This window comes from Citrobacter sp. MGH110 (genome assembly GCF_001037515.1).
GTDB classification, from domain to species: Bacteria; Pseudomonadota; Gammaproteobacteria; order Enterobacterales; family Enterobacteriaceae; genus Citrobacter; species Citrobacter portucalensis.
The window spans coordinates 3,016,306-3,042,248 of sequence record NZ_KQ089830.1 but is presented as its reverse complement, the minus strand read 5'-3'; the positions used below and the strand labels follow the sequence as shown (position 1 = coordinate 3,042,248).

Below are 25,943 nucleotides of genomic sequence, written 5' to 3'. Positions count from 1 at the left end.
ATTCATGTCATCAATCGTTAAGTAAAACTCATATAATTGATAGTGCTTCACGGCTGACAAATGAGAAATTTTATCATATGATATTGGTTATCATTATCAATGTCATAGGTGAAATCATGTTGCAACGTACGCTGGGCAGTGGATGGGGTGTTCTGCTGCCGGGAATGCTGATTGCCGGGATGGCATATAGCGACCTGTCGGTCTACGTATGGAAGGTGATGATTGTATTAGGATTACTGCTGACTTCGCTCATGCTGTACCACAAACGTTTACGGCACTTTGTTTTGTTACCTTCATGCGCGGCACTGATTGGTGGCATTGTTTTGGTAATGATGAACTGGAATCAGGGATGAATAAAACAGAGAAGGAAATCGAGAGGGAAATAAGATAATTGGTGCGAGGGGGGGGACTCGAACCCCCACATCCTAAGGACACTAACACCTGAAGCTAGCGCGTCTACCAATTCCGCCACCTTCGCACAGTCATCTTATTTTTTTGATATCGCCTCGTTGGTGCGAGGGGGGGGACTCGAACCCCCACATCCTAAGGACACTAACACCTGAAGCTAGCGCGTCTACCAATTCCGCCACCTTCGCCCAGTGCGAGCAATATCAACGTGGATTATGGTGCGAGGGGGGGGACTTGAACCCCCACGTCCGAAAGGACACTAACACCTGAAGCTAGCGCGTCTACCAATTCCGCCACCTTCGCATACCATCGACACTCAAAAAGTATCGTTACCACGGGGGCGAATTCTAGAGATTTTATGCAGGGCGTCAACAGTTAATTTTCGAACTTAACGTGATTGCCGAAAAAAAAGGCGTTTCTTCGGTTTTTGGCGTTTTATGTAGGCCGGATAAGCGATAGCGCCATCCGGCGTTGCTCGGTGTCACGCCGGATGGCGGCGTAAACGCCTTATCTGGCCTACAGCCGTTAGGCTTTTTTCGCCTGGCGCGTCATCACGGTGCGATAGACCTTGAAACGTCCGGTCTGCGCGATAACTTCATGGAAGCCAAACACTTCATCCAGTACCTTCGGATAAGGCAGGAAGGCGTTCGCCACAATACGCAGTTCACCACCGCTGTTGAGATGACGCACTGCGCCACGAATCAGCGTTTGTGCGGCATCAAGGCTGGTCTGCATACCGTCGTGGAACGGCGGGTTGGAGATGATCATATCAAAACGACCCGTTACGTCAGAAAAGACGTTACTGGCGATGACGTCACCTTCAATGCCGTTGGCTGCAAGCGTTGCGCGGCTGGCTTCAACGGCGGCGGCGCTAACATCGCACAGGGTTAAGCGCACTTTCGGCGAGTGGCTGGCTAAGGCGACGGAGAGAACGCCTGCGCCACAGCCGACATCCAGCACTTTGCCTTTGGTGTGCGGCGTCAGCGTGGAGAGCAGCAGTTGGCTGCCAACATCCAGACCGTCACGGCTGAAGACGCCCGGCAGCGTTTTGATGGTCAGATTTTCTGTCTGGTATTCATCCCAGTATTTTTCTGCATCAAAGACCGGCTGTTTTTCCAGACGACCGTGGTACAGGCCACAGCGACGTGCGCTGTCGACTTTGTTTAACGGTGCGTATTCGGCAAGCATCTGCTCTGCGCTACGTACGCCGCTGCGATTCTCGCCGACAACAAAAATATCGGTGCCCACCGGTAACAGCGACAGAATGTTCATCAACTGGAACTGGGCTTCCGGCTTATTCTTCGGCCAGTAGTAGATCAGCGTATCGCTATCGGCAACGTCATCGGCCTGCGCGACGAGGCTGAAGCGGACGTTGTCGCCCATCTGGCGGTTAAGCACCTGCCAGTGGTGAAGTTGCTGGGTGTGCGCACGGTTGGCGGCGCTTTCAAAATGGGCAGGCAGGTCATCCTGCAAATCACCGGCAAACAGAATACGGCTTTGTTCGAAATCATCACTGTGGCGCAGCAAGACTTCACTTGCCGGGGTAAAAGCAGACATGGAATGCTCCTTAAATTGTACAGCGGGGGATTATAGTTGTTTGATGGCACGGATTCGACAAATTTGCTATATTTGCGCCCCTGATAGACAGGAGTGTTTCGCTATGACATCCCGACGAGACTGGCAGTTACAGCAACTGGGCATTACGCAGTGGTCGTTGCGTCGTCCTGGCGCACTGCAGGGCGAGATCGCGATTTCCATTCCTGCGCATGTCCGTTTGGTGATGGTTGCTGCACAGTTACCCGCGCTAACCGAACCGTTGATCAGCGATATTTTACGCGCATTAACCGTTAGCCCGGATCAGGTTTTACAACTGACGCCTGACCGTGTCGCCATGCTGCCGCAAGGCAGTCGCTGTAATAGCTGGCGGCTGGGAACCGAAGAGCCGCTGCTGCTGGAGGGCGCTCAGGTCGAGAGTCCTGCGTTTAATGAATTACGGGAAAACCCAGCGGCACGCGCCGCGTTATGGCAACAAATCTGCGCATATGAACACGATTTCTTCCCTCGAGCCGACTGATTTACCCGCAGCATTTCAGATTGAAAAACGCGCCCACGCTTTTCCGTGGAGTGAAAAAACATTTGCCAGCAACCAGGGCGATCGCTACCTCAATTTTCAGTTGAGGGTTGACGACGTGATGGCCGCCTTTGCAATTACGCAGGTCGTACTGGATGAAGCGACGTTGTTCAATATCGCCGTCGATCCTGACTTTCAGCGCCGGGGCCTGGGACGTGAGCTGCTGGAGCATCTGATCGATGAGCTGGAAAAGCGTGGCATTTTGACCCTGTGGCTTGAAGTGCGCGCCTCGAATGCGGCCGCTATCGCGCTGTACGAAAGCTTAGGCTTTAACGAGGCGACGATCCGTCGCAACTACTATCCAACGGCCGATGGTCACGAAGACGCCATCATCATGGCGTTGCCAATCAGCATGTAAGATAAGGTGTAATGATGAAGAAGTGGGACTGGATTTTCTTTGATGCCGACGAAACGCTGTTTACGTTTGACTCGTTTACCGGCTTACAGCGGATGTTTCTCGACTATAGCATTACCTTTACCGCTGAAGATTTTCAGGACTACCAGGCCGTGAATAAACCGCTGTGGGTGGATTACCAAAACGGCGCGATTACCTCATTACAACTGCAGCATGCCCGTTTTCAGAGCTGGGCCGAACGCCTGAAGGTTGAACCGGGCCAGCTTAATGACGCATTCATCAATGCGATGGCGGAGATCTGCTCACCGTTGCCGGGGGCAGTTTCTCTGCTCAATGCGATTCGTGATAAAACGAAAATCGGCATCATTACTAACGGTTTTACCGCGTTGCAGCAAATCCGCCTTGAGCGGACGGGGCTGCGCGACTATTTCGACCTGCTGGTGATTTCTGAGCAGGTTGGGGTGGCAAAACCCGACCCCCGTATTTTTGACCATGCGCTGGAGCAGGCGGGGAATCCGGACCGTTCTCGCGTGCTGATGGTGGGTGACACCGCAGAGTCCGATATTCTTGGCGGCATTAACGCCGGGCTATCCACCTGCTGGCTAAATACGCACCACCGCGAGCAGCCAGCGGGCATTCAGCCGACCTGGACCGTAGCGTCATTAAGCGAACTGGAGCAGCTCCTGTGTAAACACTGATTGCCTCCCCCCCGTTGATGGGTAAAATAGCCGCAATTTTTCGTATTCAACTTGCCCGGCCCGTTGCCGTGCTTACCTAAGAAGATTTGACTATGACGTTGTCTCCTTATTTGCAAGAGGTGGCCAAACGCCGCACTTTTGCCATTATTTCTCACCCGGATGCCGGTAAAACGACAATTACTGAAAAGGTACTGTTATTCGGACAGGCCATTCAGACCGCCGGTACGGTAAAAGGCCGTGGCTCCAGCCAGCATGCAAAATCTGACTGGATGGAAATGGAAAAGCAGCGTGGTATCTCCATTACCACCTCTGTGATGCAGTTTCCGTATCATGACTGCCTGGTGAACCTGCTGGACACCCCGGGGCACGAAGACTTCTCCGAAGATACCTATCGTACTCTGACGGCGGTGGACTGCTGCCTGATGGTTATCGATGCTGCAAAAGGCGTCGAAGATCGTACCCGTAAGCTGATGGAAGTTACCCGTCTGCGCGATACGCCGATCCTGACCTTTATGAACAAACTCGACCGTGACATCCGCGATCCGATGGAGCTGCTGGATGAAGTCGAGAACGAACTGAAAATCGGCTGTGCGCCAATCACCTGGCCGATTGGCTGCGGTAAGTTGTTCAAAGGTGTCTATCACCTTTATAAAGATGAAACTTACCTGTATCAGACCGGTAAAGGACACACCATTCAGGAAGTGCGTGTTGTTAAAGGTCTGAACAACCCGGAACTTGATGCTGCCGTGGGTGAAGACCTGGCGCAGCAGCTGCGCGACGAGCTGGAGCTGGTGCAGGGCGCGTCCAACGAGTTCGACCATGAGCTGTTCCTCGCGGGAGAAATCACCCCGGTCTTCTTCGGTACCGCGCTGGGTAACTTCGGCGTTGACCATATGCTGGACGGCTTAGTGGAGTGGGCGCCTGCGCCGATGCCGCGTAAAACCGACACCCGCGTCGTTGAAGCCTCAGAAGAGAAGTTCACCGGTTTCGTGTTTAAAATTCAGGCCAACATGGACCCGAAACACCGTGACCGCGTGGCGTTCATGCGTGTGGTATCCGGCAAGTATGAGAAAGGCATGAAAATGCGCCAGGTGCGCATTGGTAAAGACGTGGTGATCTCCGACGCACTCACCTTTATGGCCGGTGACCGTTCTCATGTGGAAGAAGCGTATCCGGGCGATATTCTCGGTCTGCATAACCACGGCACTATCCAGATCGGCGATACCTTTACACAGGGCGAAATGATGAAGTTCACCGGTATTCCGAACTTCGCACCGGAGCTGTTCCGTCGTATTCGCCTGAAGGATCCATTGAAGCAGAAACAGCTGCTGAAAGGGCTGGTTCAGCTGTCAGAAGAGGGCGCAGTGCAGGTATTCCGTCCGATCGCCAATAACGATTTGATCGTGGGCGCTGTCGGTGTGCTGCAGTTTGACGTGGTGGTTTCACGTCTGAAGAGCGAGTACAACGTTGAAGCGATTTATGAATCCGTCAACGTGGCGACTGCGCGCTGGGTAGAATGTTCTGACGTGAAGAAATTCGAAGAGTTTAAGCGTAAGAACGAAATTCAGCTGGCGCTGGATGGCGGCGATAACCTCACCTATATCGCACCAACCATGGTTAACCTGAATCTCACCCAGGAACGTTACCCGGACGTTCAGTTCCGTAAAACACGCGAACACTAATCGACCTTCCAGGGCACGGTATCCGCCGTGTCCTGCAACTTTTCCTGTCTTTTAAATCCCTTGCGGAATGTTCTTAAAACCTCGCGTTTTTCTTTTGTTTGCCTATTTTTTAATCAATTCTGACTGCGATCACGAAATCGTGAACTATATTTAACAATGTGATGACATAAATATCGGCGTTTAATGCTTTTTAGGCTGCCTGTTGCAGCGTCTATTGCTGATATTTATTCCACTTACAAGATTAGTTGCTGGTTCAGGCCGTGTAACGGCAGAGCATAGCTTTTAGCAAAACATACAGGAATACATCGATGACAATGACAGGACTTAAGATTTCTAAAACGCTGCTGGCCGTGATGCTGACCTCCGCTGTTGCAACGGGTTCTGCTTATGCAGAAAACGCCACGATGGATAAAGCGCAATCCGGCGTCGAAAGTGCGGGGCAGAAAGTCGATAGCTCTATGAACAAAGTCGGTAATTTCATGGATGACAGCACCATCACCGCGAAAGTAAAAGCCGCGCTGGTGGACCACGAAAGTATTAAGAGCACCGATATTTCCGTCAAAACAGATCAAAAGGTGGTGACACTAAGCGGGTTTGTTGAAAGCCAGGCACAGGCCGAAGAAGCGGTGAAAGTGGCGAAAGGCGTTGAGGGTGTGACCTCCGTTAGCGACAAACTGCACGTGCGCGATAGCAAAGACACCTCTGTAAAAGGTTATGCGGGCGATACGGCAATCACCAGTGAGGTAAAAGCCAAGCTGCTGGCCGATGATATCGTCCCTTCCCGCAAGGTGAAAGTTGAGACCATCGATGGCGTTGTGCAACTTTCAGGCACCGTCGATTCACAGGCTCAAAGCGATCGTGCTGAGAGCATCGCCAAAGCGATTGATGGCGTGAAAAGCGTCAAAAACGATCTCAAAACTCAGTAATTAGACTTAATTCGTCCTCCTGACGTTTGTCGGGAGGCGTGTTGTGCACCACACTGAAAATATCGCCGATGGGCAGCCTGAGCGCTCATATCAAGCGGTGAAATTAACTATGGTAAAGGAGAAGCATATGTTTCGATGGGGCATCATATTTCTGGTTATCGCGTTAATTGCCGCCGCACTCGGTTTTGGTGGACTGGCGGGTACTGCAGCCGGCGCAGCGAAAATTGTGTTTGTGGTGGGGATCATTCTGTTTTTGGTCAGCCTGTTTACCGGGCGTAAACGACCCTAGCCCATCCCCATTATTCTTCAAGCTACAGGTGCGTTGGCTGCGCGCGCTCACCCGAATCACTTACCAGAGTAAGCTCATCGGGACTCACGCACTTGCCGTCTTCCTGTAACTCGAATTATTTTGGGGATTAACCGTAAAGATATCTTGCTACTAAGCCAGTCCATTGGACTGGCTTTTACGGTTTTAGCGTCAGGCAATTTGCGTTACTTTGTTGCTCTATTACAAAAACAACAGGAAGGCAGAGGTGGGGCAGAGAATACCCGTCACGCTCGGTAATATTGCGCCGTTATCGTTACGTCCATTTCAACCAGGCAGTGTGGCGCTGGTGTGCGAGGGCGGGGGACAAAGAGGCATTTTCACCGCTGGCGTACTGGATGAATTCATGCGTGCGCAGTTCAATCCCTTTGATCTCTACTATGGGACGTCCGCCGGCGCGCAAAACCTTTCAGCCTATCTGTGTAACCAGCCTGGTTATGGCCGTAAAGTCATTATGCGTTACACCACCCGACGCGAATTTTTTGACCCGGTGCGCTTTGTGCGCGGGGGAAACTTAATCGATCTCGACTGGCTGGTGGATTCGACTGCGTCCCAGATGCCGCTGGCAATGGATAACGCCGAGCGTCTGTTTGCCGCAGGGAAAGCGTTTTATATGTGCGCCTGTCGGGGCGATGATTACACGCCCGGCTATTTTTCGCCGAACCGGCAAAACTGGCTCGACCTCATTCGAGCCTCCAGCGCGATTCCCGGGTTCTACCGCACAGGGGTTGTATTGGACGGTGTGAACTATCTGGATGGAGGAGTTAGCGATGCCATACCTGTGCAGGAGGCAGCGAAGCAGGGGGCAAAAACGTTGGTAGTGATTCGCACTGTACCTTCGCAAATGTACTACACCCCGCAGTGGTTCAAACGTATGGAGCGCTGGTTGGGTGAAAGTAGCCTGCAACCGTTTCTGAATCTGGTGCAGCATCATGAGACCAGCTATCGTGCTATCCAGAGTTTTATTGAGAAGCCGCCGGGCAAGCTGCGTATTTTTGAGATCTATCCGCCAAAACCACTCCATAGCATGGCGTTGGGCAGCCGTATTCCGGCACTGAGGGAAGATTACAAAACCGGACGCCTGTGCGGTCGTTACTTTCTGGCGACAGTCGGCAAACTGCTGGCGAAAAATGCGCCCTTGCCTCGTCAGACGCCGAAGATTGTGGTGCCGGGACCGGTGGTAGTTCCTCCCGCACCGGTGGCCAACGATGCCCATGTGCCAGTGGTGACCGATGCGCCTCAGGCGAACGACACGACGTTTGATAATGAGGATTTGGCGTGAGTTATCGTTTTATCGATACGCATTGTCACTTTGATTTCCCGCCGTTTACCGGCGATGAATCTGCCAGCATTCAGCGCGCGGCGGAGGTTGGTGTACAGAGCATTATCGTTCCGGCCACCCAGGCGGCGAATTTTCCCCGCGTACTGGCGTTAGCGGAAAATTATCCTCCATTGTTTGCCGCGCTTGGTCTGCATCCCATTGTTATTGAACAACATAGCGATGACTGCCTGGACCAGTTGCAACAGGAGCTGGATAAGCGCCCACAAAAGCTGGTGGCGCTAGGCGAGATTGGATTGGATCTGTATCGGGACGATCCGCAATTCGATAAGCAAGAGCGGGTGCTGGAAGCGCAGCTAAAGCTGGCGAAGCGGTATGAATTGCCGGTGATCCTGCATTCGCGGCGCACCCATGACAAGCTGGCGATGCGCTTGAAACGTCATGCTTTGCCGCGAACTGGCGTGGTGCATGGTTTTTCCGGGAGCGTGCAGCAGGCAGAGCGCTTTGTGCAACTGGGATACAAAATTGGCGTGGGAGGCACCATTACCTATCCGCGCGCCAGTAAAACCCGCGAGGTAATAGCGCAACTGCCGCTGGAATCGCTGTTGCTGGAAACCGACGCGCCGGATATGCCGCTCAACGGCTTTCAGGGGCAGCCTAACCGCCCGGAGCAGGTAGTCAGAGTCTTCGACGTCTTATGCGAACTGCGCCCGGAACCTGCGGACGTGATCGCTGACGCGCTGTATCGTAATACCACGGCGCTGTTTAACATGTGATTGGATGGCGTAGCCAGCCGACAAAAGTGTCCGCTTCGTAGACCTGATAAGCGAAGCGCATCAGGCATATTTTTGCCGGATGGCAGCTGCGCCTAATCCGGCCTACAAAAGTGTGCGCTTCGTAGGGCTGATAAGCAAAGCGCATCAGGCATAACTTCGCCGGATCGCGGCTGCGTCTTATCCGGCCTACAAAAGTGTGTGTTTCGTAGGCCTGATAAGCAAAGCGCATCAGGCATATTTTTGCCGGATGGCGGCTGCGTCTTATCCGGCCTACAAAAGTGTGTGCTTCGTAGGCCTGATAAGCAAAGCGCATCAGGCATATTTTTGCCGGATGGCGGCTGCGTCTTATCCGGCCTACAAAAGTGTGTGTTTCGTAGGCCTGATAAGCAAAGCGCATCAGGCATAACTTTTCCGGATGGCGGCTGTGTTTTTTCCGGCCTGCAAATGATGTAGCCGCATCCGGCAATCACAGGTACAGCGCCGGGAAGATCAAATTATCCACTCTGCGCTCGCGCAATCTTTGCGCCAGGTGTTCCACATCCTTCGGCGTGGCGCTCGGCCAGTCCTTCGCTTCGCCATACACCCCGTGCGCATGAAAGGCATTCAGCCGTACCGGTACGTCACCGGTGCGTTTGATAAACGCCGCCAGCGCATCGATATGCTGTAGATAATCTTCCTGACCAGGAATTACCAGTAGGCGGAGTTCCGCCAGTTTTCTCTGCCCGGACAAAAAGGTAATGCTTTGTTTAATCAGCGTGTTATCGCGGCCGGTAAGCTGCCGATGACACGTGCTGTCCCAAGCTTTTAAATCCAGCATTACGCCGTCGCACACCGGCAGCAGCTTCTGCCAGCCGGTTTCGCTCAGCATGCCGTTGCTGTCGACCATGCAGGTCAGGTGTTGCAACTGCGGATCGGTTTTTATCGCGGTAAATAGCGCCACAATAAAGGGGAGCTGGGTAGTCGCTTCACCGCCACTAACGGTTATCCCTTCGATAAACAGTGACGCTTTACGAATATGTTGCAGCACTTCATCAACGCTCATACTCTGCGCCATCGGCGTGGCCTGCTGGGGGCACATGTGCAGGCAGGTGTCACACTGCTGACACACATCGGACTGCCACCACACTTTCCCCGCGCTCAGGTTCAGCGCCTCATGCGGGCAATGCAGCACACACTCCCCGCAGTCGTTGCAGCGTCCCATCGTCCACGGATTGTGGCAATTTTTACAGCGCAGATTACATCCTTGCAGAAACAGAGCCAGACGACTGCCCGGCCCATCAACGCAGGAGAAAGGAATCAGCCTACTGACTAAAGCGCATCTGCTGTTCATGGCTAATCACGCGAGGTTGTCGTTCCAGAATGCGCGTATTGCGCGCGGCTTCTTCGCCAAGCCAGGTGGTGTTGGTTCGTGACCCTTCGGCGCGATACTTTTCCAGATCCGATAGACGCACCATGTAACCCGTAACGCGAATCAGATCGTTGCCGCTCACGTTGGCGGTAAACTCGCGCATTCCGGCTTTAAACGCCCCGAGGCACAACTGCACCAGCGCCTGAGGATTACGCTTGATGGTTTCATCCAGAGTGAGAATGTCGCTGATCCCGGCGTGATAAAACGCGTGATGTGGCGCGACGGTTTGCAGATGGGTGATCGGGTCCGGCTCATCGCCGTAAGGCAGGCGTGCCCCTGGCGTGGTGCCGATGTCAGAACTGATGCCCGACTGTGCATGCAGCATCGCGCGCTGCTTCCAGCCATATTTCACCGGGGTGTTTTCGACAAACTCAGCCAGGTAGGCGCTAATACGATAGCCGAGCTGATTGGCGAACTCATCTTTCCCATAGCGCGCATTCTGTCCCGCCTTATCGCACAGCAGGTTAACCGCCTCCGCCAGACCATACATCCCGAACATAGGCACAAAACGTTTGGGATCAATCAACCCTTCCTGCACGAGGAAGCTATTCTCAAAGAAATGTGATTTCTCATAGAGAAATTCACATCGTGAATCAATGATGGCGATTTGCTGCTGGCAGTAGTGCGGTAGGGTGCGAGTAAAGAAGTCATCGACAGAGGTGCTGCGCTCTGCGATGGCTTTCAGATTAAGCCTGACCAGCGTGCTTCCACCCCCGGCGAGCGGCAAAGAGTTGTAACAACTGACGACGCCATACTGACATTTTGTGAAAATTTTATCATTTTCAGGGCCGTTGGAAATATGCGGCTTACTGCACTCGCAGATATTTTGCGCCACGTTGAGCAGCAGATCGTCAGGTGTGATTTGCGGGTCATAAATGAATGTCAGATTAGGCGAAACCTGCTTTAACTCTGCATCTGCGCGTAAAATTGCACGGGTGACTGGTGTATCGGCGGGGCCGATATTGGCATGCATAAACGCGTCTGGCAGGGTTCTGTCGAGATAACGCCAGAAACGTTTTATTCGAATATCGATCTCGTCTTGTGTTAGAATTCTAACATACGGTTGCAGCAGGGCATCGAGCTGGCCGAGATAAACCGGCATCGACGTCACTGACGGAACATGGTGGTAAAGAATAGTGAGTAAGGATAACGCGTCATCAAGATCCCTGGCGCCTTCCAGCTCCAGCCACGATGAGCCATTGGCCAGAAAACGCGCGTAATCGGGTAAAACATAGCGCGGTTTGAACGGGGCATGACCTTCGTACATATCGCAGATTACCCCATCATCCAGCGCCTGACGTGCCTGTGCAGGCAGTTGCGGGTAAGGCAGCGCGTTTTCAGCTTCCAGCGCCAGAAAGTGGCGTTTCTGCTCAGGGCTGAGCACTGGGCTGGTCACGATTTGTTGGCAACGCTGTTGCAGCGCGAGTTCGCTTGAAGTGGGCATCGTTGATTCCTTTTTATCCCGAAGGTGTAACGCCATTGTAGAAAGCAATGCCGCCGCAACCTTTGATCCGGATGCGCCTGATGCCACCGCATCCCTTTAGAAAAGGTGATTTATTTGAAGTAGATCTCATTAGAGTAATGCAAATCTGTATGTGGTTTTCATTAACTGTGATGTATATCGAAGTGTAATAGCGAGCGGATGTTAGAATACTAACAAACTCGCAAGGTGAAATTTTATACGGCGATGCCGTTGGAGAATGTTATGACCGATTTAACAGCAAGCAGCCTGCGTGCACTGAAACTGATGGACCTGACCACCCTGAATGACGACGACACCAATGAAAAAGTGATCGCGCTGTGTCATCAGGCGAAGACCCCGGTTGGCAACACTGCCGCAATCTGTATCTATCCGCGTTTCATCCCTATTGCGCGTAAGACCCTGAAAGAGCAGGGCACGCCGGACATCCGCATTGCAACCGTAACCAACTTCCCGCATGGCAACGACGACATCGAGATTGCGCTGGCTGAAACCCGCGCGGCGATTGCTTACGGCGCAGATGAAGTTGACGTGGTGTTCCCGTACCGTGCACTGATCGCCGGTAACGAGCAGATTGGTTTCGATCTGGTTAAAGCCTGCAAAGACGCGTGTGCGGCGGCAAACGTGCTGCTGAAAGTCATCATCGAAACCGGTGAGCTGAAAGAAGAAGCACTGATTCGCAAAGCGTCTGAAATCTCCATTAAAGCCGGTGCTGATTTCATCAAAACCTCTACCGGTAAAGTGCCGGTCAATGCGACGCCGGAAAGCGCACGCATCATGATGGAAGTGATCCGCGACATGGGTGTTTCTAAAACTGTAGGTTTCAAACCGGCTGGTGGCGTGCGCACTGCAGAAGATGCACAGCAGTTCCTGGCGATTGCCGATGAACTGTTTGGCGCTGACTGGGCTGATTCTCGTCACTACCGTTTTGGCGCATCCAGCCTGCTGGCGAGCCTGCTGAAAGCGCTGGGTCACGGCGACGGCAAGAGCGCAAGCAGCTACTAAGCCTTATATTGCCGGAGCTGTAGCGACGTAGGCCGGATAAGGCGTAGCCGCCATCCGGCATTAAGACGACTGCCGGGTGGCGCGTTGCTTACCCGGCCTACAACGGCCTTCTACTCTTTTCCCCTGGGGGTTACCGTGTTTCTCGCACAAGAAATTATTCGTAAAAAACGTGATGGTCATGCGCTGAGCGATGAAGAAATTCGTTTCTTTATCAATGGTATTCGCGACAACACCATCTCTGAAGGGCAAATCGCCGCCCTGGCGATGACCATTTTCTTCCACGATATGACAATGCCTGAGCGAGTTTCGCTGACCATGGCAATGCGTGATTCAGGAACCGTGCTGGACTGGAAAAGCCTGCAGCTGAACGGCCCGATTGTGGATAAACACTCTACCGGCGGTGTAGGTGACGTAACGTCACTGATGTTAGGCCCGATGGTCGCAGCGTGCGGCGGCTATATTCCGATGATCTCCGGGCGTGGCCTGGGGCATACCGGCGGTACGCTCGATAAACTGGAAGCGATTCCTGGATTTGACATCTTCCCGGACGACGCGCGCTTCCGTGAAATTATTAAAGACGTGGGTGTGGCGATTATTGGGCAAACCAGCTCGCTCGCACCGGCGGATAAACGTTTTTATGCCACCCGCGATATTACCGCGACGGTGGATTCCATCCCGCTGATTACCGGTTCCATTCTGGCGAAAAAACTGGCGGAAGGGCTGGATGCGCTAGTGATGGATGTGAAAGTGGGCAGCGGCGCCTTTATGCCGACCTACGAGCTTTCTGAAGCTCTTGCTGAAGCGATTGTCGGTGTGGCAAACGGTGCGGGTGTACGTACCACCGCGCTGTTAACCGATATGAATCAGGTGCTGGCCTCCAGCGCAGGTAACGCGGTCGAAGTTCGCGAAGCGGTGCAGTTCCTGACCGGTGAATACCGCAATCCACGTCTGTTAGACGTCACCATGGCGCTGTGCGTGGAAATGCTGATCTCCGGTAATCTGGCGAAAGATGACGCCGAAGCCCGTGCGAAATTGCAGACCGTGCTGGACAACGGTAAAGCGGCAGAGATTTTTGGTCGCATGGTTGCGGCGCAAAAAGGCCCGACCGATTTCGTCGAAAATTATGCGAAGTACCTGCCGACGGCAATGCTCAGCAAAGCGGTATATGCTGATACCGAAGGCTTTGTCAGCGCGATGGATACCCGCGCGCTGGGGATGGCGGTCGTTTCCATGGGCGGCGGTCGTCGTCAGGCTTCGGACACCATTGATTACAGCGTTGGCTTTAGCGATATGGCGCGTCTGGGCGACAGCGTAGACGGACAACGCCCGCTGGCGGTGATCCACGCGAAAGACGAAGCCAGCTGGCAGGAAGCGGCGAAAGCGGTCAAAGCGGCAATTAGCCTTGACGATAAAGCGCCAGAAATTACACCGACAGTCTATCGTCGTATTACCGAATAACTGTATACTGATCTGATCGCTTTTTTGCGGCGCAGATGTATGGAGAACAAGATGAAACGTGCATTTATTATGGTGCTGGACTCCTTTGGTATTGGTGCGACTGAAGATGCGGATCGCTTTGGCGACGTAGGTTCAGACACTATGGGACACATTGCAGAAGCCTGTGCGAAAGGTGAGGCTGACAATGGTCGCAAAGGTCCACTGAATCTGCCTAACCTGACCCGTCTGGGCCTGGTGAAAGCTCACGAAGGTTCTACCGGTAAAATTGCTGCTGGTATGGACGGTAACGCGGAAGTGATTGGTGCCTACGCATGGGCGCATGAACTTTCTTCCGGGAAAGACACGCCGTCTGGCCACTGGGAAATCGCGGGTGTCCCGGTTCTGTTTGATTGGGGTTATTTCTCCGATCATGAAAACAGCTTCCCGCAGGAACTGCTGGATAAACTGGTAAAACGTGCCAACCTGCCAGGCTACCTCGGCAACTGCCACTCTTCCGGTACCGTGATCCTGGATCAACTGGGTGAAGAGCATATGAAAACCGGCAAGCCGATTTTCTATACCTCCGCTGACTCCGTGTTCCAGATTGCCTGCCACGAAGAGACGTTTGGCCTGGATAAACTCTACGAGCTGTGCGAAATCGCACGTGAAGAGCTGACCGAAGGTGGTTACAACATCGGTCGTGTTATCGCACGTCCGTTCATCGGTGATAAAGCCGGTAACTTCCAGCGTACCGGTAACCGTCACGACCTGGCCGTTGAGCCGCCAGCACCGACCGTGCTGCAGAAACTGGTCGACGAAAAAGACGGTCACGTGGTTTCCGTCGGTAAAATTGCGGATATCTACGCTAACTGCGGCATCACCAAAAAAGTGAAAGCCACCGGTCTGGACGCGCTGTTCGACGCCACCATCAAAGAGATGAAAGAAGCAGGTGATAAGACCATCGTCTTCACCAACTTCGTTGATTTCGACTCTTCCTGGGGACATCGTCGCGATATCGCCGGTTATGCTGCGGGCCTGGAACTGTTCGACCGCCGTCTGCCTGAGCTGATGGAGCTGGTGGGTGAAGATGACATTCTGATCCTGACCGCTGACCACGGCTGCGACCCAAGCTGGACCGGCACTGACCACACCCGTGAACACATCCCGGTACTGGTCTACGGCCCGAAAGTGAAACCAGGTTCTTTAGGTCACCGTGAAACCTTCGCGGATATTGGTCAGACGCTGGCGAGCTACTTTGGTACGTCACCGATGGACTACGGTAAAAACATGCTGTAATACCCGTTGTCTTTCGCGCTGTAGATGCGTTGACTTCATTCGCTCACCCCGGTCACATAGTGAATCTATGCTCCCGGGGATTCACGAATTCGTCGCCTTTCTACAACGCGAAATCCTTAGGGTATTTCACTGTTTTGCATACGTTTTGTAGGCCTGATAAGGCGTGGCCGCCATCAGGCAATAACAACGAAATAAGGACAAAAAATGGCAACTCCACATATTAATGCAGAAATGGGTGATTTCGCTGACGTCGTATTGATGCCGGGCGACCCGCTGCGTGCAAAGCATATTGCTGAAACTTTCCTCGAAGATGTTCGTGAAGTGAACAACGTTCGCGGCATGTTAGGTTTCACCGGTACTTACAAAGGCCGTAAGATCTCCGTTATGGGTCACGGTATGGGTATCCCGTCCTGCTCCATCTACACCAAAGAGCTGATCACCGATTTCGGCGTGAAGAAAATCATTCGCGTAGGCTCCTGCGGCGCTGTGCGTATGGACGTTAAACTGCGTGACGTGGTTATCGGTATGGGCGCTTGCACCGACTCCAAAGTTAACCGTATCCGTTTTAAAGATCATGACTTCGCTGCTATCGCTGACTTCGACATGGTGCGTAACGCGGTTGATGCGGCAAAAGCACTGGGTGTAGACGCGCGCGTGGGCAACCTGTTCTCTGCTGACCTGTTCTACTCTCCGGACGGTGAAATGTTCGACGTGATGGAAAAATACGGCGTGCTGGGCGTGGAAATGGAAGCGGCGGGCATCTACGGTGTTGCTGCGGAATTTGGTGCAAAAGCGCTGACCATCTGCACCGTTTCCGACCATATCCGTACTCACGAGCAGACCACTGCCGCTGAACGTCAGACGACCTTCAACGACATGATCAAAATCGCGCTGGAATCCGTTCTGCTGGGCGATAAAGAGTAAGGGTTGTTGTGGCCCGGTGGCGCTGCGCTGGCCGGGCCTATGGGAATGCCGCTATTAATGCCTGATGGCGATTCGCTTATCAGGCCTACAGGAGCGGTCTTGTAGGCCGGATAAGGCGCAGCCGCCATCCGGCAATTCGCCACTAATCGCTTAACGCACGGCCTTCGCCACCCACGCCGCCAGTTCACGCAGCTCGTTTTCCTGATCCGGATATTCCGTAACCAGCGCTTTGCAAGTCTGCTGTAAAACATCGGCGCGATACTGGCAGCCCTGTAGCCGCTCCGCCAGCGCTTCTAACGGCGCGGGATTGAGACTGTCGGTAAACACCTGTGTGCGCGTGATATGACCTTTTTCGACGTCGAAATGCAGCTCAACGCCACCCCAGGTGAAACGCTCGTCCAGCAGATGCGAGAAAGCAGGTGCCTGACCAAAATTCCATTCCCAACTGCTCTGGCGGGCAAAGGTTTCGGCAAAATTTGGCAGGTCCGGCGTTTTATCTGGTGAGATCACTTCCGCTTCAACGCGTTCGCCATAATGAGCAAAAAAGGCTTCCGTGATGGCCTGACAGACCTGTTCATGGGTGATGCCCGGTAACAGCTCCGTCAAATTCGCCACCCGTGAGCGGACAGAGGTGATCCCCTTTGCCGCGAGTTTCTTTTTGTCGGGATTGAGATAATTTGCCAGGCGGCTGAGATCGGCATTTAGCAGCAGCGTGCCGTGGTGGAATCCGCGATCTTTCGTTTCCCGATAAGCAGAGCCTGAAACCTTGCGATCGCCGTCTGGCGTTTTCACAACCAGATCGTTACGCCCGGAGGCATCTGCCGTCACACCCAGAGAATTCAATGCGTTGAGGACAATCGCGGTGGAAATGGTTTTGTCGTATTCCGGTTTACCGGCCATAAAGGTAAAGCAGGTATTGCCTAAGTCATGGAACACCGCGCCGCCGCCGCTGCTACGGCGGGCGAGCCGCACGTTGTCTTCCTCCATACGGCGGGTATTACACTCTTTCCACGGGTTTTGCGCCCGGCCAATCACCACCGTATCGGCGTTACGCCACAAGAACAGGACGCGCTGCGTGGCGGGCATCTGGCGAAAAATGCACTCTTCGACCGCGAGGTTAAACCACGGATCGTAAGAGTCTGAGATAAGCAGGCGTAGTGTAGTCATGGTTGATTTCCCTTCTGTTTTACAGTTTTTACTGCTTTTACTCTTTTTTCTCGTTGTCTTCTTCCTGCACCGGTTTGTTGGCGGTCAGCAGGAAAGGGGATTGCTGCCAGCGGGTACGCTTGCCTTGCAATAAGGTACGGGTGAGCACGACGCCAATCGCCAGCGCCAGCAGCAGCATCAGGCGTAAGATATTGGTGGTGTTATCTACCTGCTTCGCCTCGGTGGCGAGGGTGTGGGTATCCAGCGTCAGACGCAAATAGCCCAGCGGACCATTTTTCCCCTGAATGGGTTCGACAATCTGCTGGTTAAAATAACCCCCGGCTTTTTTGCCGTTGAGCGCCAGTCGGTCACGAACGTTGACGCTCTCGCCGGTGCGCGTAATCAGGTCTCCCTGTTCATCGTATACGCCAGCGTCCAGAATACGGCTACTTTCCGTCAGCTGTGTGAGTACCGCTTTGATGCGTTTTTCATCCGGCGTTTCGGTACGCATTAGCGGAGCAACATTTAGCGCCACCTGGCGGGCCAGCGTACGGGCCAGCTCTTCGAGCTGCGGATTACGCTGCTGCTGGTGACTTTGACTAAACCAGGATGCGCCCTGCATCAGGGCGACGAGCAGCGCAAGACAGAACAATACAATCACTGCACGATGAAGTCGGAATTTCAGTTTTGCGCGAGCCATATTCCACCTGCTGAAAATTTGAGACTTAATGTTGCCAGAAGCGCTGGTTACAGGGTAGCCTCATGCGTTATTTTCCCCTGATGATTCCGACCCGAACGATTTTACAGGAGCTTTAATGCCTAACATAACCTGGTGCGATCTACCTGAAGATGTTTCTCTGTGGCCAGGTCTGCCTCTCTCTTTAAGTGGCGATGAAGTCATGCCGCTGGACTACCACGCGGGCCGCAGTGGCTGGCTGCTGTACGGTCGTGGGCTGGATAAACAACGTTTAACGCAATACCAGAGCAAACTGGGTGCAGCGATGGTGATTGTTGCTGCCTGGTGCGTCGAGGATTATCAGGTGATTCGCCTGGCGGGTTCGTTAACGCCGCGCGCGGCAAAACTGGCGCATGATGCCAAACTGGATGTTGCCCCGTTAGGCAAAATTCCGCATCTGCGCACACCGGGTTTACTGGTGATGGACATGGACTCAACGGCAATCCAGATCGAATGCATTGATGAAATTGCTAAACTGGCTGGAACCGGTGAGATGGTTGCGGAAGTCACGGAACGCGCAATGCGCGGCGAACTGGACTTTACCGCCAGCCTGCGTAGTCGCGTGGCGACGCTGAAGGGTGCTGATGCCAATATTCTGCACCAGGTGCGCGAAACGCTACCGCTGATGCCAGGCCTGACACAACTGGTGTTAAAACTGGAGACGCTCGGCTGGAAAGTGGCTATTGCCTCTGGCGGCTTTACCTTCTTTGCCGATTACCTGCGTAATAAACTGCGTCTGACGGCGGCTGTGGCAAACGAGCTGGAGATCATGGACGGTAAATTTACCGGCAACGTGATCGGCGATATCGTCGATGCCCAGTACAAAGCCAATACCCTGACCCGCCTGGCACAAGAATATGAGATCCCGATGGCGCAGACGGTGGCGATCGGCGACGGTGCTAACGATCTGCCGATGATCAAAACGGCCGGGCTGGGTATTGCGTATCATGCTAAACCGAAAGTGAATGAAAAGACGGAGATTACTATCCGCCACGCTGACCTGATGGGCGTGTTCTGCATTCTCTCCGGCAGCATGAACCAGAAATGATTAAATTGCCTGATGGCAGGGTGTCCGTATGCCGGATAAGCGCCTGCGCCATCCGGCAAAAGCGTTAACGAAAGAGGTAAAACGTGGCCAAAGCTCCAAAACGCGCCTTTGTTTGTAATGAATGCGGGGCCGATTACCCGCGCTGGCAGGGGCAATGCAGCGCCTGTCAGGCCTGGAATACCATTACCGAGGTGCGCCTTGCCGCATCGCCAACGGTGGCGCGTAACGAGCGGCTCAGTGGCTATGCCGGGAATGCGGGCGTGGCAAAAGTGCAGAAGCTGTCTGACATCAGCCTTGAAGAACTGCCGCGTTTTTCCACTGGATTTAAAGAGTTTGACCGCGTGCTGGGCGGTGGTGTGGTACCCGGCAGCGCTATTCTGATTGGCGGTAACCCCGGCGCGGGGAAATCAACGCTGCTGCTGCAAACGCTGTGCAAGCTCGCTGAGCAGATGAAAACTCTGTACGTCACCGGTGAAGAGTCACTGCAGCAGGTGGCGATGCGTGCGCACCGGCTCGGTTTGCCGACAGCGAATCTGAATATGCTGTCGGAAACCAGTATCGAACAAATTTGCCTGATTGCCGAAGAAGAACAGCCGAAGCTGATGGTGATCGACTCCATTCAGGTAATGCACATGGCGGATATTCAGTCTTCGCCGGGCAGCGTGGCGCAGGTGCGTGAAACGGCGGCTTACCTGACGCGCTTTGCCAAAACGCGCGGCGTGGCGATTGTCATGGTCGGCCACGTCACCAAAGACGGCTCGCTGGCCGGGCCGAAGGTGCTCGAACACTGTATTGACTGTTCGGTACTGCTCGACGGTGACGCCGATTCCCGTTTCCGTACTCTGCGTAGCCATAAAAACCGCTTTGGCGCGGTGAACGAACTGGGCGTCTTTGCTATGACCGAACAGGGCCTGCGTGAAGTCAGCAACCCTTCCGCTATCTTCTTAAGCCGTGGCGACGAGGTCACCTCCGGCAGTTCGGTGATGGTGGTCTGGGAAGGTACGCGCCCGCTGCTGGTAGAGATTCAGGCGCTGGTCGATCACTCAATGATGGCGAACCCGCGTCGCGTGGCGGTCGGTCTGGAACAGAACCGTCTGGCTATTCTGCTGGCGGTGCTGCATCGTCACGGTGGCTTGCAGATGGCGGATCAGGACGTGTTCGTTAACGTAGTCGGCGGCGTAAAAGTCACCGAAACCAGCGCCGACCTGGCGTTGCTGCTGGCAATGGTTTCCAGTCTGCGCGACAGGCCGCTGCCGCAGGATTTAGTGGTCTTTGGCGAAGTGGGGCTGGCGGGCGAAATCCGTCCGGTACCCAGCGGCCAGGAGCGTATTTCGGAAGCGGCGAAGCACGGCTTTCGCCGGGCGATTGTCCCTGCCGCTAACGTACCGAAAAAAGTACCGGAAGGCATGCAGGTCTTTGGCGTTAAGAAGCTTGCGGATGCGTTAAGCGTGTTTGACGACCTATAATCAAATACCCGTACATACTGATTTTGTAGGCCTGATAAGCGAAGCGCCATCAGGCAGTGTTACGCGATTTTTCCAGCAGGAGGCTCTTGTGTCATTTGAATATCTGAAAACCGCCATAAAGCAAAAGGGCTGTACCCTGCAACAGGTGGCGGATGCCAGTGGCATGACCAAGGGATACCTAAGCCAACTGCTGAATGCCAAAATCAAAAGCCCCAGCGCGCAGAAACTGGAGGCGTTGCACCGCTTTCTCGGTCTGGAGTTTCCGCGCCAGCAGAAAAATATCGGTGTGGTATTCGGCAAGTTTTATCCGCTGCACACCGGCCATATCTATCTTATCCAGCGCGCCTGTAGTCAGGTCGATGAACTGCATATCATCATGGGTTATGACGACACGCGCGATCGCAGCCTGTTTGAAGACAGTGCCATGTCGCAACAGCCTACGGTGCCCGATCGTTTACGCTGGCTGCTGCAAACCTTTAAGTATCAGAAAAATATCCGTATTCATGCCTTCAACGAAGAAGGCATGGAGCCGTATCCGCACGGCTGGGACGTGTGGAGCAACGGGATCAAAACGTTTATGCAGGAGAAAGGGATCCAGCCAAACTGGATCTACACCTCTGAAGAATCAGATGCCCCGCAGTATCTCGAACATTTGGGGATCGAAACCGTGCTGGTGGATCCTAAGCGGACGTTCATGAGCATCAGCGGCGGGCAAATCCGTGAAAACCCGTTTCGCTACTGGGAGTATATTCCGACCGAAGTGAAGCCGTTTTTCGTGCGCACCGTGGCGATCCTCGGCGGGGAGTCGAGCGGTAAATCGACGCTGGTGAACAAGCTCGCCAATATTTTTAATACCACCAGTGCGTGGGAATACGGGCGTGATTATGTCTTCTCCCATTTGGGCGGCGATGAGATGGCGTTGCAGTATTCTGACTACGATAAAATCGCCTTAGGACAAGCGCAATACATTGACTTTGCTGTTAAGTACGCCAATAAAGTGGCGTTCATCGACACCGATTTCGTAACCACTCAGGCCTTCTGTAAAAAGTATGAAGGGCGCGAACATCCGTTTGTGCAAGCGCTTATTGATGAGTATCGCTTCGACCTTGTGATCCTGTTGGAAAACAACACCCCGTGGGTGGCGGATGGCTTACGCAGCCTTGGAAGCTCAGTTGACAGAAAAGCGTTTCAGACGCTGCTGGTCGAGATGCTGCAGGAAAACAATATCAATTTTGTGCACGTTCAGGAGCCTGACTACGACGGCCGCTTCCTGCGCTGCGTGGAGTTGGTGAAAGAGTTGATGGGCGAGCAGAGGTAGGTTTTAATGCCGGATGCGCTGCGCTTATCCGGCCTACAAGTCGCACTAACCTCGTAGGCCGGATAAGGCGTAACGCCGCCATCCGGCACTTAACGCTAATTACTTAGAAATACGCTTGTACTTAATACGTTTCGGCTCCAGCGCATCGGCGCCCAGCGTACGTTTTTTGTACTCTTCGTATTCGGTAAAGTTACCTTCGAAGAACTCAACCTTACCTTCATCCTGGTAATCCAGAATGTGGGTGGCGATACGGTCGAGGAACCAACGGTCGTGCGAGATAACCATCGCGCAGCCCGGGAATTCCAGCAGGGCGTTTTCCAGCGCGCGCAGGGTTTCGATATCCAGGTCGTTGGTTGGTTCATCGAGCAGCAGCATGTTGCCGCCAACCTGCAGCAGCTTCGCCAGGTGCAGACGACCACGCTCACCACCGGACAGCTCGCCGACGCGTTTGCCCTGATCCACACCTTTGAAGTTGAAGCGGCCCACGTAGGCACGGCTTGGCATCTCGGTGTTGCCGATTCGCATGATATCCAGCCCGCCGGAAACTTCTTCCCACACGGTTTTGCTGTTGTCCATGGCGTCACGGAACTGGTCAACGGAGGCCAGTTTGACGGTTTCACCCAGCGTGATGGTGCCGCTGTCAGGCTGTTCCTGACCGGACATCATACGGAACAGGGTAGATTTACCCGCGCCGTTCGGACCGATGATGCCGACAATTGCGCCTTTCGGTACGGAGAAACTCAGATCGTCGATCAGAACGCGATCGCCGTAGGATTTACGCAGATTGGTGACTTCAACGACTTTATCGCCCAGACGTGCCCCAGGTGGAATAAACAGTTCGTTGGTTTCGTTACGTTTCTGGTATTCGGTGTTGTTCAGCTCTTCAAAGCGTGCCAGACGGGCTTTACCCTTAGACTGACGACCTTTAGCGCCCTGACGCACCCACTCCAGCTCTTTCTCAATGGATTTACGGCGAGCCGCTTCCTGAGAAGCTTCCTGGGCCAGACGCTGATCTTTCTGTTCCAGCCAGGAAGAGTAGTTACCTTCCCACGGAATACCTTCACCACGGTCCAGCTCCAGGATCCAGCCCGCAACGTTGTCGAGGAAGTAACGGTCGTGGGTAATCGCCACTACGGTGCCTTCGAAATCGTGCAGGAAGCGTTCCAGCCACGCGACGGATTCCGCATCCAGGTGGTTGGTCGGTTCGTCGAGCAGCAGCATATCTGGTTTTTCCAGCAACAGGCGGCACAGCGCAACGCGGCGGCGTTCACCACCGGAGAGATTCTCAATTTTAGCGTCCCAGTCCGGCAGACGCAGGGCGTCAGCGGCACGCTCAAGCTGCACGTTCAGGTTATGGCCGTCGTGCGCCTGGATAATTTCTTCAAACTTGCCCTGTTGTGCGGCCAGTTTATCGAAGTCGGCGTCCGGCTCGGCGTACTTGGCGTAAACTTCATCCAGACCTTTCAGTGCACTAACCACTTCGGCAACCGCTTCTTCAACGGATTCACGAACGGTATGTTCTGGGTTCAGTTTTGGTTCCTGCGGCAGGTAACCGATTTTAATGCCTGGCTGTGGGCGAGCTTCACCTTCGATATCGGTATCAATACCGGCCATGATGCGCAGCAGGGTAGATTTACCCGCACCGTTCAGACCGAGAACACCGATTTTGGCGCCAGGGAAGAAGCTCAGTGAGATGTTTTTAAGAATATGACGTTTCGGCGGAACGACCTTGCCGACACGATGCATGGTATAAACGAATTGGGCCACGTTGGACTCGCCTCTATGTTTATCCCGTCATACTTCAAGCCGCAGATGCGTTGGCTGTGTCGTTCACCCCAGTCACGTACTTTTGTACGCTCAGGGGATTCACTTCCTCGCCGCCTTGCTGCAACTTGAATTATTTAGGGCTAATTATTGGTAAATAGTTATCAAAGGCGAAGTGTAGCCTTTTTCATTGCCCAATCCCAGCCAGCAGATCCCACTCGCAACAAAAGTAAAAAAGTGTCCGTGACGTGGCGCATTCTGCAATGTCTGGTTAGCATGAATTAATTAAGCGGCATGATGCTGCACAGACGTAACATGAGAAGAGGAAGAGCTTGTGGACAAAGCCAATCAATTTACCTGGCGCCTGCTGGCAGCCAGCGTATGTCTGCTGACGGTAAGTCAGGTGGCGCGAGCCGACTCCCTGGATGAGCAGCGCAATCGTTATGCGCAAATCAAGCAAGCCTGGGACAACCGACAGATGGATGTCGTAGAGCAGATGATGCCCGGCCTGAAGAACTATCCTCTGTACCCGTATCTGGAATATCGTCAGATCACTGACGATCTGATGAATCAGCCCACCATTACCGTTACCAATTTTGTGCGTGCCAATCCGACACTGCCCCCTGCGCGTACGCTGCAATCGCGTTTCGTGAATGAACTGGCGCGCCGCGAAGACTGGCGCGGACTGCTGGCGTTCAGCCCGGAAAAACCGGGTACCACGGAAGCGCAATGTAACTATTACTTCGCGAAATGGAGTACCGGGCAAACCGAAGAAGCCTGGCAGGGCGCGAAAGAGCTGTGGTTGACCGGGAAAAGTCAGCCGAATGCCTGTGACAAATTATTTGGCGTATGGCGCGCCTCAGGCACTCAGGATCCGCTGGCGTATCTGGAGCGTATTCGTCTGGCGATGAAAGCCGGGAATACCGGTCTGGTGACGGCGCTGGCTGGACAGATGCCCGCGCAATACCAAACCATTGCCTCTGCGATCATCTCGCTGGCCAACGATCCGAATTCGGTGATGACTTTTGCACGCACCACCGGCGCCACGGATTTCACCCGACAGATGGCGGCGGTCGCCTTTGCCAGCGTGGCGCGTCAGGATGTGGAAAACGCCCGCCTGATGATCCCGCCCCTGGTGCAGGCGCAACAGCTTAATGACGAGCAAACCCAGGAGCTACGCGATATTGTTGCCTGGCGTCTGATGGGCAATGACGTCACTGACGAGCAGGCCAAATGGCGTGATGATGCGATTATGCGCTCTAATTCCACCTCGCTTGTGGAGCGTCGCGTGCGCATGGCGCTGGGAACCGGCGATCGTCGTGGCCTGAATACCTGGCTGGCACGTCTGCCAATGGAAGCAAAAGAAAAAGACGAGTGGCGCTACTGGCAGGCTGATCTGCTGCTGGAGCGCGGACGTGATGCGGAAGCCAAAGAGATCCTGCACCAGCTCATGCAGCAGCGTGGTTTCTATCCGATGGTGGCGGCACAGCGGCTGGGCGAAGAGTACGAGCTGAAAGTGGATAAAGCGCCAGCGAACGTTGATTCTGCGCTGACTCAGGGGCCAGAAATGGCACGCGTACGCGAGCTAATGTACTGGAACATGGATAATACCGCGCGCAGTGAATGGGCGAATCTGGTTACCAGCCGTACCAAGTCCGAGCAGGCTCAGTTGGCGCGTTACGCGTTCAACAATCACTGGTGGGATCTGAGCGTTCAGGCGACGATCGCCGGTAAGCTGTGGGATCATCTGGAAGAGCGCTTCCCATTGGCCTATAAAGATCTGTTTACCCGTTACACCAGCGGCAAGGATATTCAGCCAAGCTATGCGATGGCGATAGCGCGTCAGGAAAGCGCCTGGAACCCGAAAGTGAAATCACCGGTCGGCGCCAGCGGGCTGATGCAGATTATGCCGGGCACGGCGACGCATACGGTGAAAATGTTCTCGATTCCAGGTTACAGCAGTCCGAGCCAGCTACTGGATCCTGATACCAACATCAACATTGGTACCAGCTATTTGCAGTACGTATATCAGCAATTCGGCAATAACCGCATCTTTGCGTCGGCAGCCTATAACGCCGGTCCGGGGCGCGTTCGCACCTGGCTTGGCAATAGCGCTGGCCGCATTGATGCTGTGGCGTTTGTCGAAAGTATTCCATTCTCAGAGACGCGTGGTTACGTGAAGAATGTGCTGGCTTATGATGCGTACTATCGCTATTTCCTCGGCGATAAACCGGATTTGATGAGCGACGCAGAATGGCAACGTCGTTACTGATCGTGTCGATTGTGTTATGCTATCGTACTCGTTAAAGAGTACAAAAGGGGGAAGCAAGCACGC

General features: G+C 53.9%; 24 protein-coding genes and 3 tRNA genes. 17 read left to right on the top strand and 10 right to left on the bottom strand.

Annotation, left to right across the window (positions count from 1 at the left end; translation table 11 throughout):
* The first annotated feature begins 116 nt into the window (after window positions 1–116).
* Window positions 117–353, top strand: coding sequence for a DUF1435 domain-containing protein (locus SK38_RS14335; RefSeq protein WP_003019100.1), 237 nt, complete (start codon window positions 117–119; stop codon window positions 351–353).
* A gap of 39 nt (window positions 354–392) precedes the next feature.
* Here the strand turns inward: SK38_RS14335 and SK38_RS14330 are convergent.
* The 4 genes from SK38_RS14330 to rsmC form a co-directional block, all read right to left on the bottom strand.
* Window positions 393–478, bottom strand: a tRNA-Leu gene (locus SK38_RS14330).
* A 32-nt stretch (window positions 479–510) separates the two neighbouring features.
* A tRNA-Leu gene (locus SK38_RS14325) sits at window positions 511–596 on the bottom strand.
* Window positions 597–624: 28 nt separating this feature from the next.
* Window positions 625–711 (bottom strand) — tRNA-Leu (locus tag SK38_RS14320).
* A 222-nt stretch (window positions 712–933) separates the two neighbouring features.
* A complete protein-coding gene (rsmC, locus tag SK38_RS14315; RefSeq protein WP_048236179.1) occupies window positions 934–1,965 on the bottom strand; it encodes a 16S rRNA (guanine(1207)-N(2))-methyltransferase RsmC in 1,032 nt (343 codons plus the stop codon).
* Between the two features lie 103 nt (window positions 1,966–2,068).
* Here rsmC and holD point away from each other — a divergent pair, with 103 nt between their 5' ends.
* The 8 genes from holD to SK38_RS14280 all read left to right on the top strand — a co-directional run bounded on the left by holD (window position 2,069) and on the right by SK38_RS14280 (window position 8,580).
* Window positions 2,069–2,482 (top strand): DNA polymerase III subunit psi, encoded by a 414-nt coding sequence (gene holD / locus SK38_RS14310; protein WP_003829988.1) that lies wholly within the window; start codon window positions 2,069–2,071, stop codon window positions 2,480–2,482.
* Window positions 2,451–2,897, top strand: a complete 447-nt coding sequence (rimI, locus tag SK38_RS14305; protein ID WP_003829985.1) for a ribosomal protein S18-alanine N-acetyltransferase — start codon at window positions 2,451–2,453, stop codon at window positions 2,895–2,897. The genes holD and rimI overlap by 32 nt, the downstream gene beginning before the upstream one ends.
* A gap of 14 nt (window positions 2,898–2,911) precedes the next feature.
* Window positions 2,912–3,592, top strand: coding sequence for a pyrimidine 5'-nucleotidase (yjjG, locus tag SK38_RS14300; RefSeq protein ID WP_008786125.1), 681 nt, complete (start codon window positions 2,912–2,914; stop codon window positions 3,590–3,592).
* Window positions 3,593–3,684: 92 nt separating this feature from the next.
* On the top strand, window positions 3,685–5,274 hold the full coding sequence (gene prfC / locus SK38_RS14295) for a peptide chain release factor 3 (RefSeq protein ID WP_003829982.1): 1,590 nt from the start codon (window positions 3,685–3,687) through the stop codon (window positions 5,272–5,274).
* A 308-nt stretch (window positions 5,275–5,582) separates the two neighbouring features.
* Window positions 5,583–6,200 carry a molecular chaperone OsmY gene (osmY, locus tag SK38_RS14290; RefSeq protein WP_048236178.1) on the top strand — a complete coding sequence of 206 codons (618 nt, stop codon included), beginning with the start codon at window positions 5,583–5,585 and terminating at the stop codon, window positions 6,198–6,200.
* A gap of 127 nt (window positions 6,201–6,327) precedes the next feature.
* Window positions 6,328–6,489: a DUF1328 domain-containing protein gene (locus SK38_RS24130; RefSeq protein WP_003019081.1), complete on the top strand. Its 162-nt coding sequence runs from the start codon at window positions 6,328–6,330 to the stop codon at window positions 6,487–6,489.
* Window positions 6,490–6,733: 244 nt separating this feature from the next.
* Entirely contained in the window at window positions 6,734–7,807 is a 1,074-nt protein-coding gene (locus SK38_RS14285) for a patatin-like phospholipase family protein (protein ID WP_048236177.1), read from the top strand.
* Window positions 7,804–8,580, top strand: coding sequence for a metal-dependent hydrolase (locus SK38_RS14280; RefSeq protein WP_048236176.1), 777 nt, complete (start codon window positions 7,804–7,806; stop codon window positions 8,578–8,580). The genes SK38_RS14285 and SK38_RS14280 overlap by 4 nt, the downstream gene beginning before the upstream one ends.
* On the opposite strand, the gene SK38_RS25015 is transcribed toward SK38_RS14280, so the two are convergent.
* The 3 genes from SK38_RS25015 to SK38_RS14270 are packed head-to-tail and all read right to left on the bottom strand — an operon-like array spanning window position 8,570 to window position 11,432.
* Complete coding sequence (locus SK38_RS25015; protein WP_156183259.1) at window positions 8,570–9,046, bottom strand: hypothetical protein; 477 nt, start codon at window positions 9,044–9,046, stop codon at window positions 8,570–8,572. The genes SK38_RS14280 and SK38_RS25015 overlap by 11 nt on opposite strands.
* Window positions 9,047–9,910: a YjjW family glycine radical enzyme activase gene (locus SK38_RS14275; RefSeq protein WP_048236175.1), complete on the bottom strand. Its 864-nt coding sequence runs from the start codon at window positions 9,908–9,910 to the stop codon at window positions 9,047–9,049. It lies immediately after the preceding gene.
* Window positions 9,882–11,432 carry a YjjI family glycine radical enzyme gene (locus tag SK38_RS14270; protein ID WP_048236174.1) on the bottom strand — a complete coding sequence of 517 codons (1,551 nt, stop codon included), beginning with the start codon at window positions 11,430–11,432 and terminating at the stop codon, window positions 9,882–9,884. Before SK38_RS14270 ends, SK38_RS14275 begins: the two co-directional genes overlap by 29 nt.
* 261 nt (window positions 11,433–11,693) lie before the next feature.
* Between SK38_RS14270 and deoC the strand changes: the two genes are divergently transcribed.
* From deoC to deoD, 4 genes are all read left to right on the top strand, one after another.
* Window positions 11,694–12,473: a deoxyribose-phosphate aldolase gene (gene deoC / locus SK38_RS14265; protein WP_003019042.1), complete on the top strand. Its 780-nt coding sequence runs from the start codon at window positions 11,694–11,696 to the stop codon at window positions 12,471–12,473.
* Between the two features lie 135 nt (window positions 12,474–12,608).
* Window positions 12,609–13,931 carry a thymidine phosphorylase gene (gene deoA / locus SK38_RS14260; protein WP_003845626.1) on the top strand — a complete coding sequence of 441 codons (1,323 nt, stop codon included), beginning with the start codon at window positions 12,609–12,611 and terminating at the stop codon, window positions 13,929–13,931.
* 51 nt (window positions 13,932–13,982) lie between these two features.
* Window positions 13,983–15,206 carry a phosphopentomutase gene (deoB, locus tag SK38_RS14255; protein WP_003019037.1) on the top strand — a complete coding sequence of 408 codons (1,224 nt, stop codon included), beginning with the start codon at window positions 13,983–13,985 and terminating at the stop codon, window positions 15,204–15,206.
* 204 nt (window positions 15,207–15,410) lie between these two features.
* Window positions 15,411–16,130, top strand: coding sequence for a purine-nucleoside phosphorylase (deoD, locus tag SK38_RS14250; RefSeq protein WP_000224864.1), 720 nt, complete (start codon window positions 15,411–15,413; stop codon window positions 16,128–16,130).
* Window positions 16,131–16,280: 150 nt separating this feature from the next.
* Here deoD and lplA read toward each other — a convergent pair whose 3' ends face one another.
* Entirely contained in the window at window positions 16,281–17,297 is a 1,017-nt protein-coding gene (gene lplA, locus SK38_RS14245; protein WP_048236173.1) for a lipoate--protein ligase, read from the bottom strand.
* Window positions 17,298–17,334: 37 nt separating this feature from the next.
* Window positions 17,335–17,976 (bottom strand): YtjB family periplasmic protein, encoded by a 642-nt coding sequence (locus SK38_RS14240; RefSeq protein WP_048236172.1) that lies wholly within the window; start codon window positions 17,974–17,976, stop codon window positions 17,335–17,337.
* Between the two features lie 115 nt (window positions 17,977–18,091).
* Between SK38_RS14240 and serB the strand changes: the two genes are divergently transcribed.
* From serB to nadR, 3 genes are all read left to right on the top strand, one after another.
* Window positions 18,092–19,060, top strand: coding sequence for a phosphoserine phosphatase (gene serB, locus SK38_RS14235; RefSeq protein ID WP_003829946.1), 969 nt, complete (start codon window positions 18,092–18,094; stop codon window positions 19,058–19,060).
* An 83-nt stretch (window positions 19,061–19,143) separates the two neighbouring features.
* Window positions 19,144–20,526, top strand: coding sequence for a DNA repair protein RadA (gene radA / locus SK38_RS14230; RefSeq protein ID WP_003829944.1), 1,383 nt, complete (start codon window positions 19,144–19,146; stop codon window positions 20,524–20,526).
* A gap of 88 nt (window positions 20,527–20,614) precedes the next feature.
* On the top strand, window positions 20,615–21,844 hold the full coding sequence (gene nadR, locus SK38_RS14225) for a multifunctional transcriptional regulator/nicotinamide-nucleotide adenylyltransferase/ribosylnicotinamide kinase NadR (RefSeq protein ID WP_003829942.1): 1,230 nt from the start codon (window positions 20,615–20,617) through the stop codon (window positions 21,842–21,844).
* A gap of 99 nt (window positions 21,845–21,943) precedes the next feature.
* Here the strand turns inward: nadR and ettA are convergent, their stop codons facing one another.
* Window positions 21,944–23,611 carry an energy-dependent translational throttle protein EttA gene (gene ettA, locus SK38_RS14220; RefSeq protein ID WP_003829940.1) on the bottom strand — a complete coding sequence of 556 codons (1,668 nt, stop codon included), beginning with the start codon at window positions 23,609–23,611 and terminating at the stop codon, window positions 21,944–21,946.
* Window positions 23,612–23,942: 331 nt separating this feature from the next.
* Here ettA and sltY point away from each other — a divergent pair, with 331 nt between their 5' ends.
* Complete coding sequence (sltY, locus tag SK38_RS14215; RefSeq protein WP_048236171.1) at window positions 23,943–25,880, top strand: murein transglycosylase; 1,938 nt, start codon at window positions 23,943–23,945, stop codon at window positions 25,878–25,880.
* The last annotated feature ends 63 nt before the right edge of the window (window positions 25,881–25,943 follow it).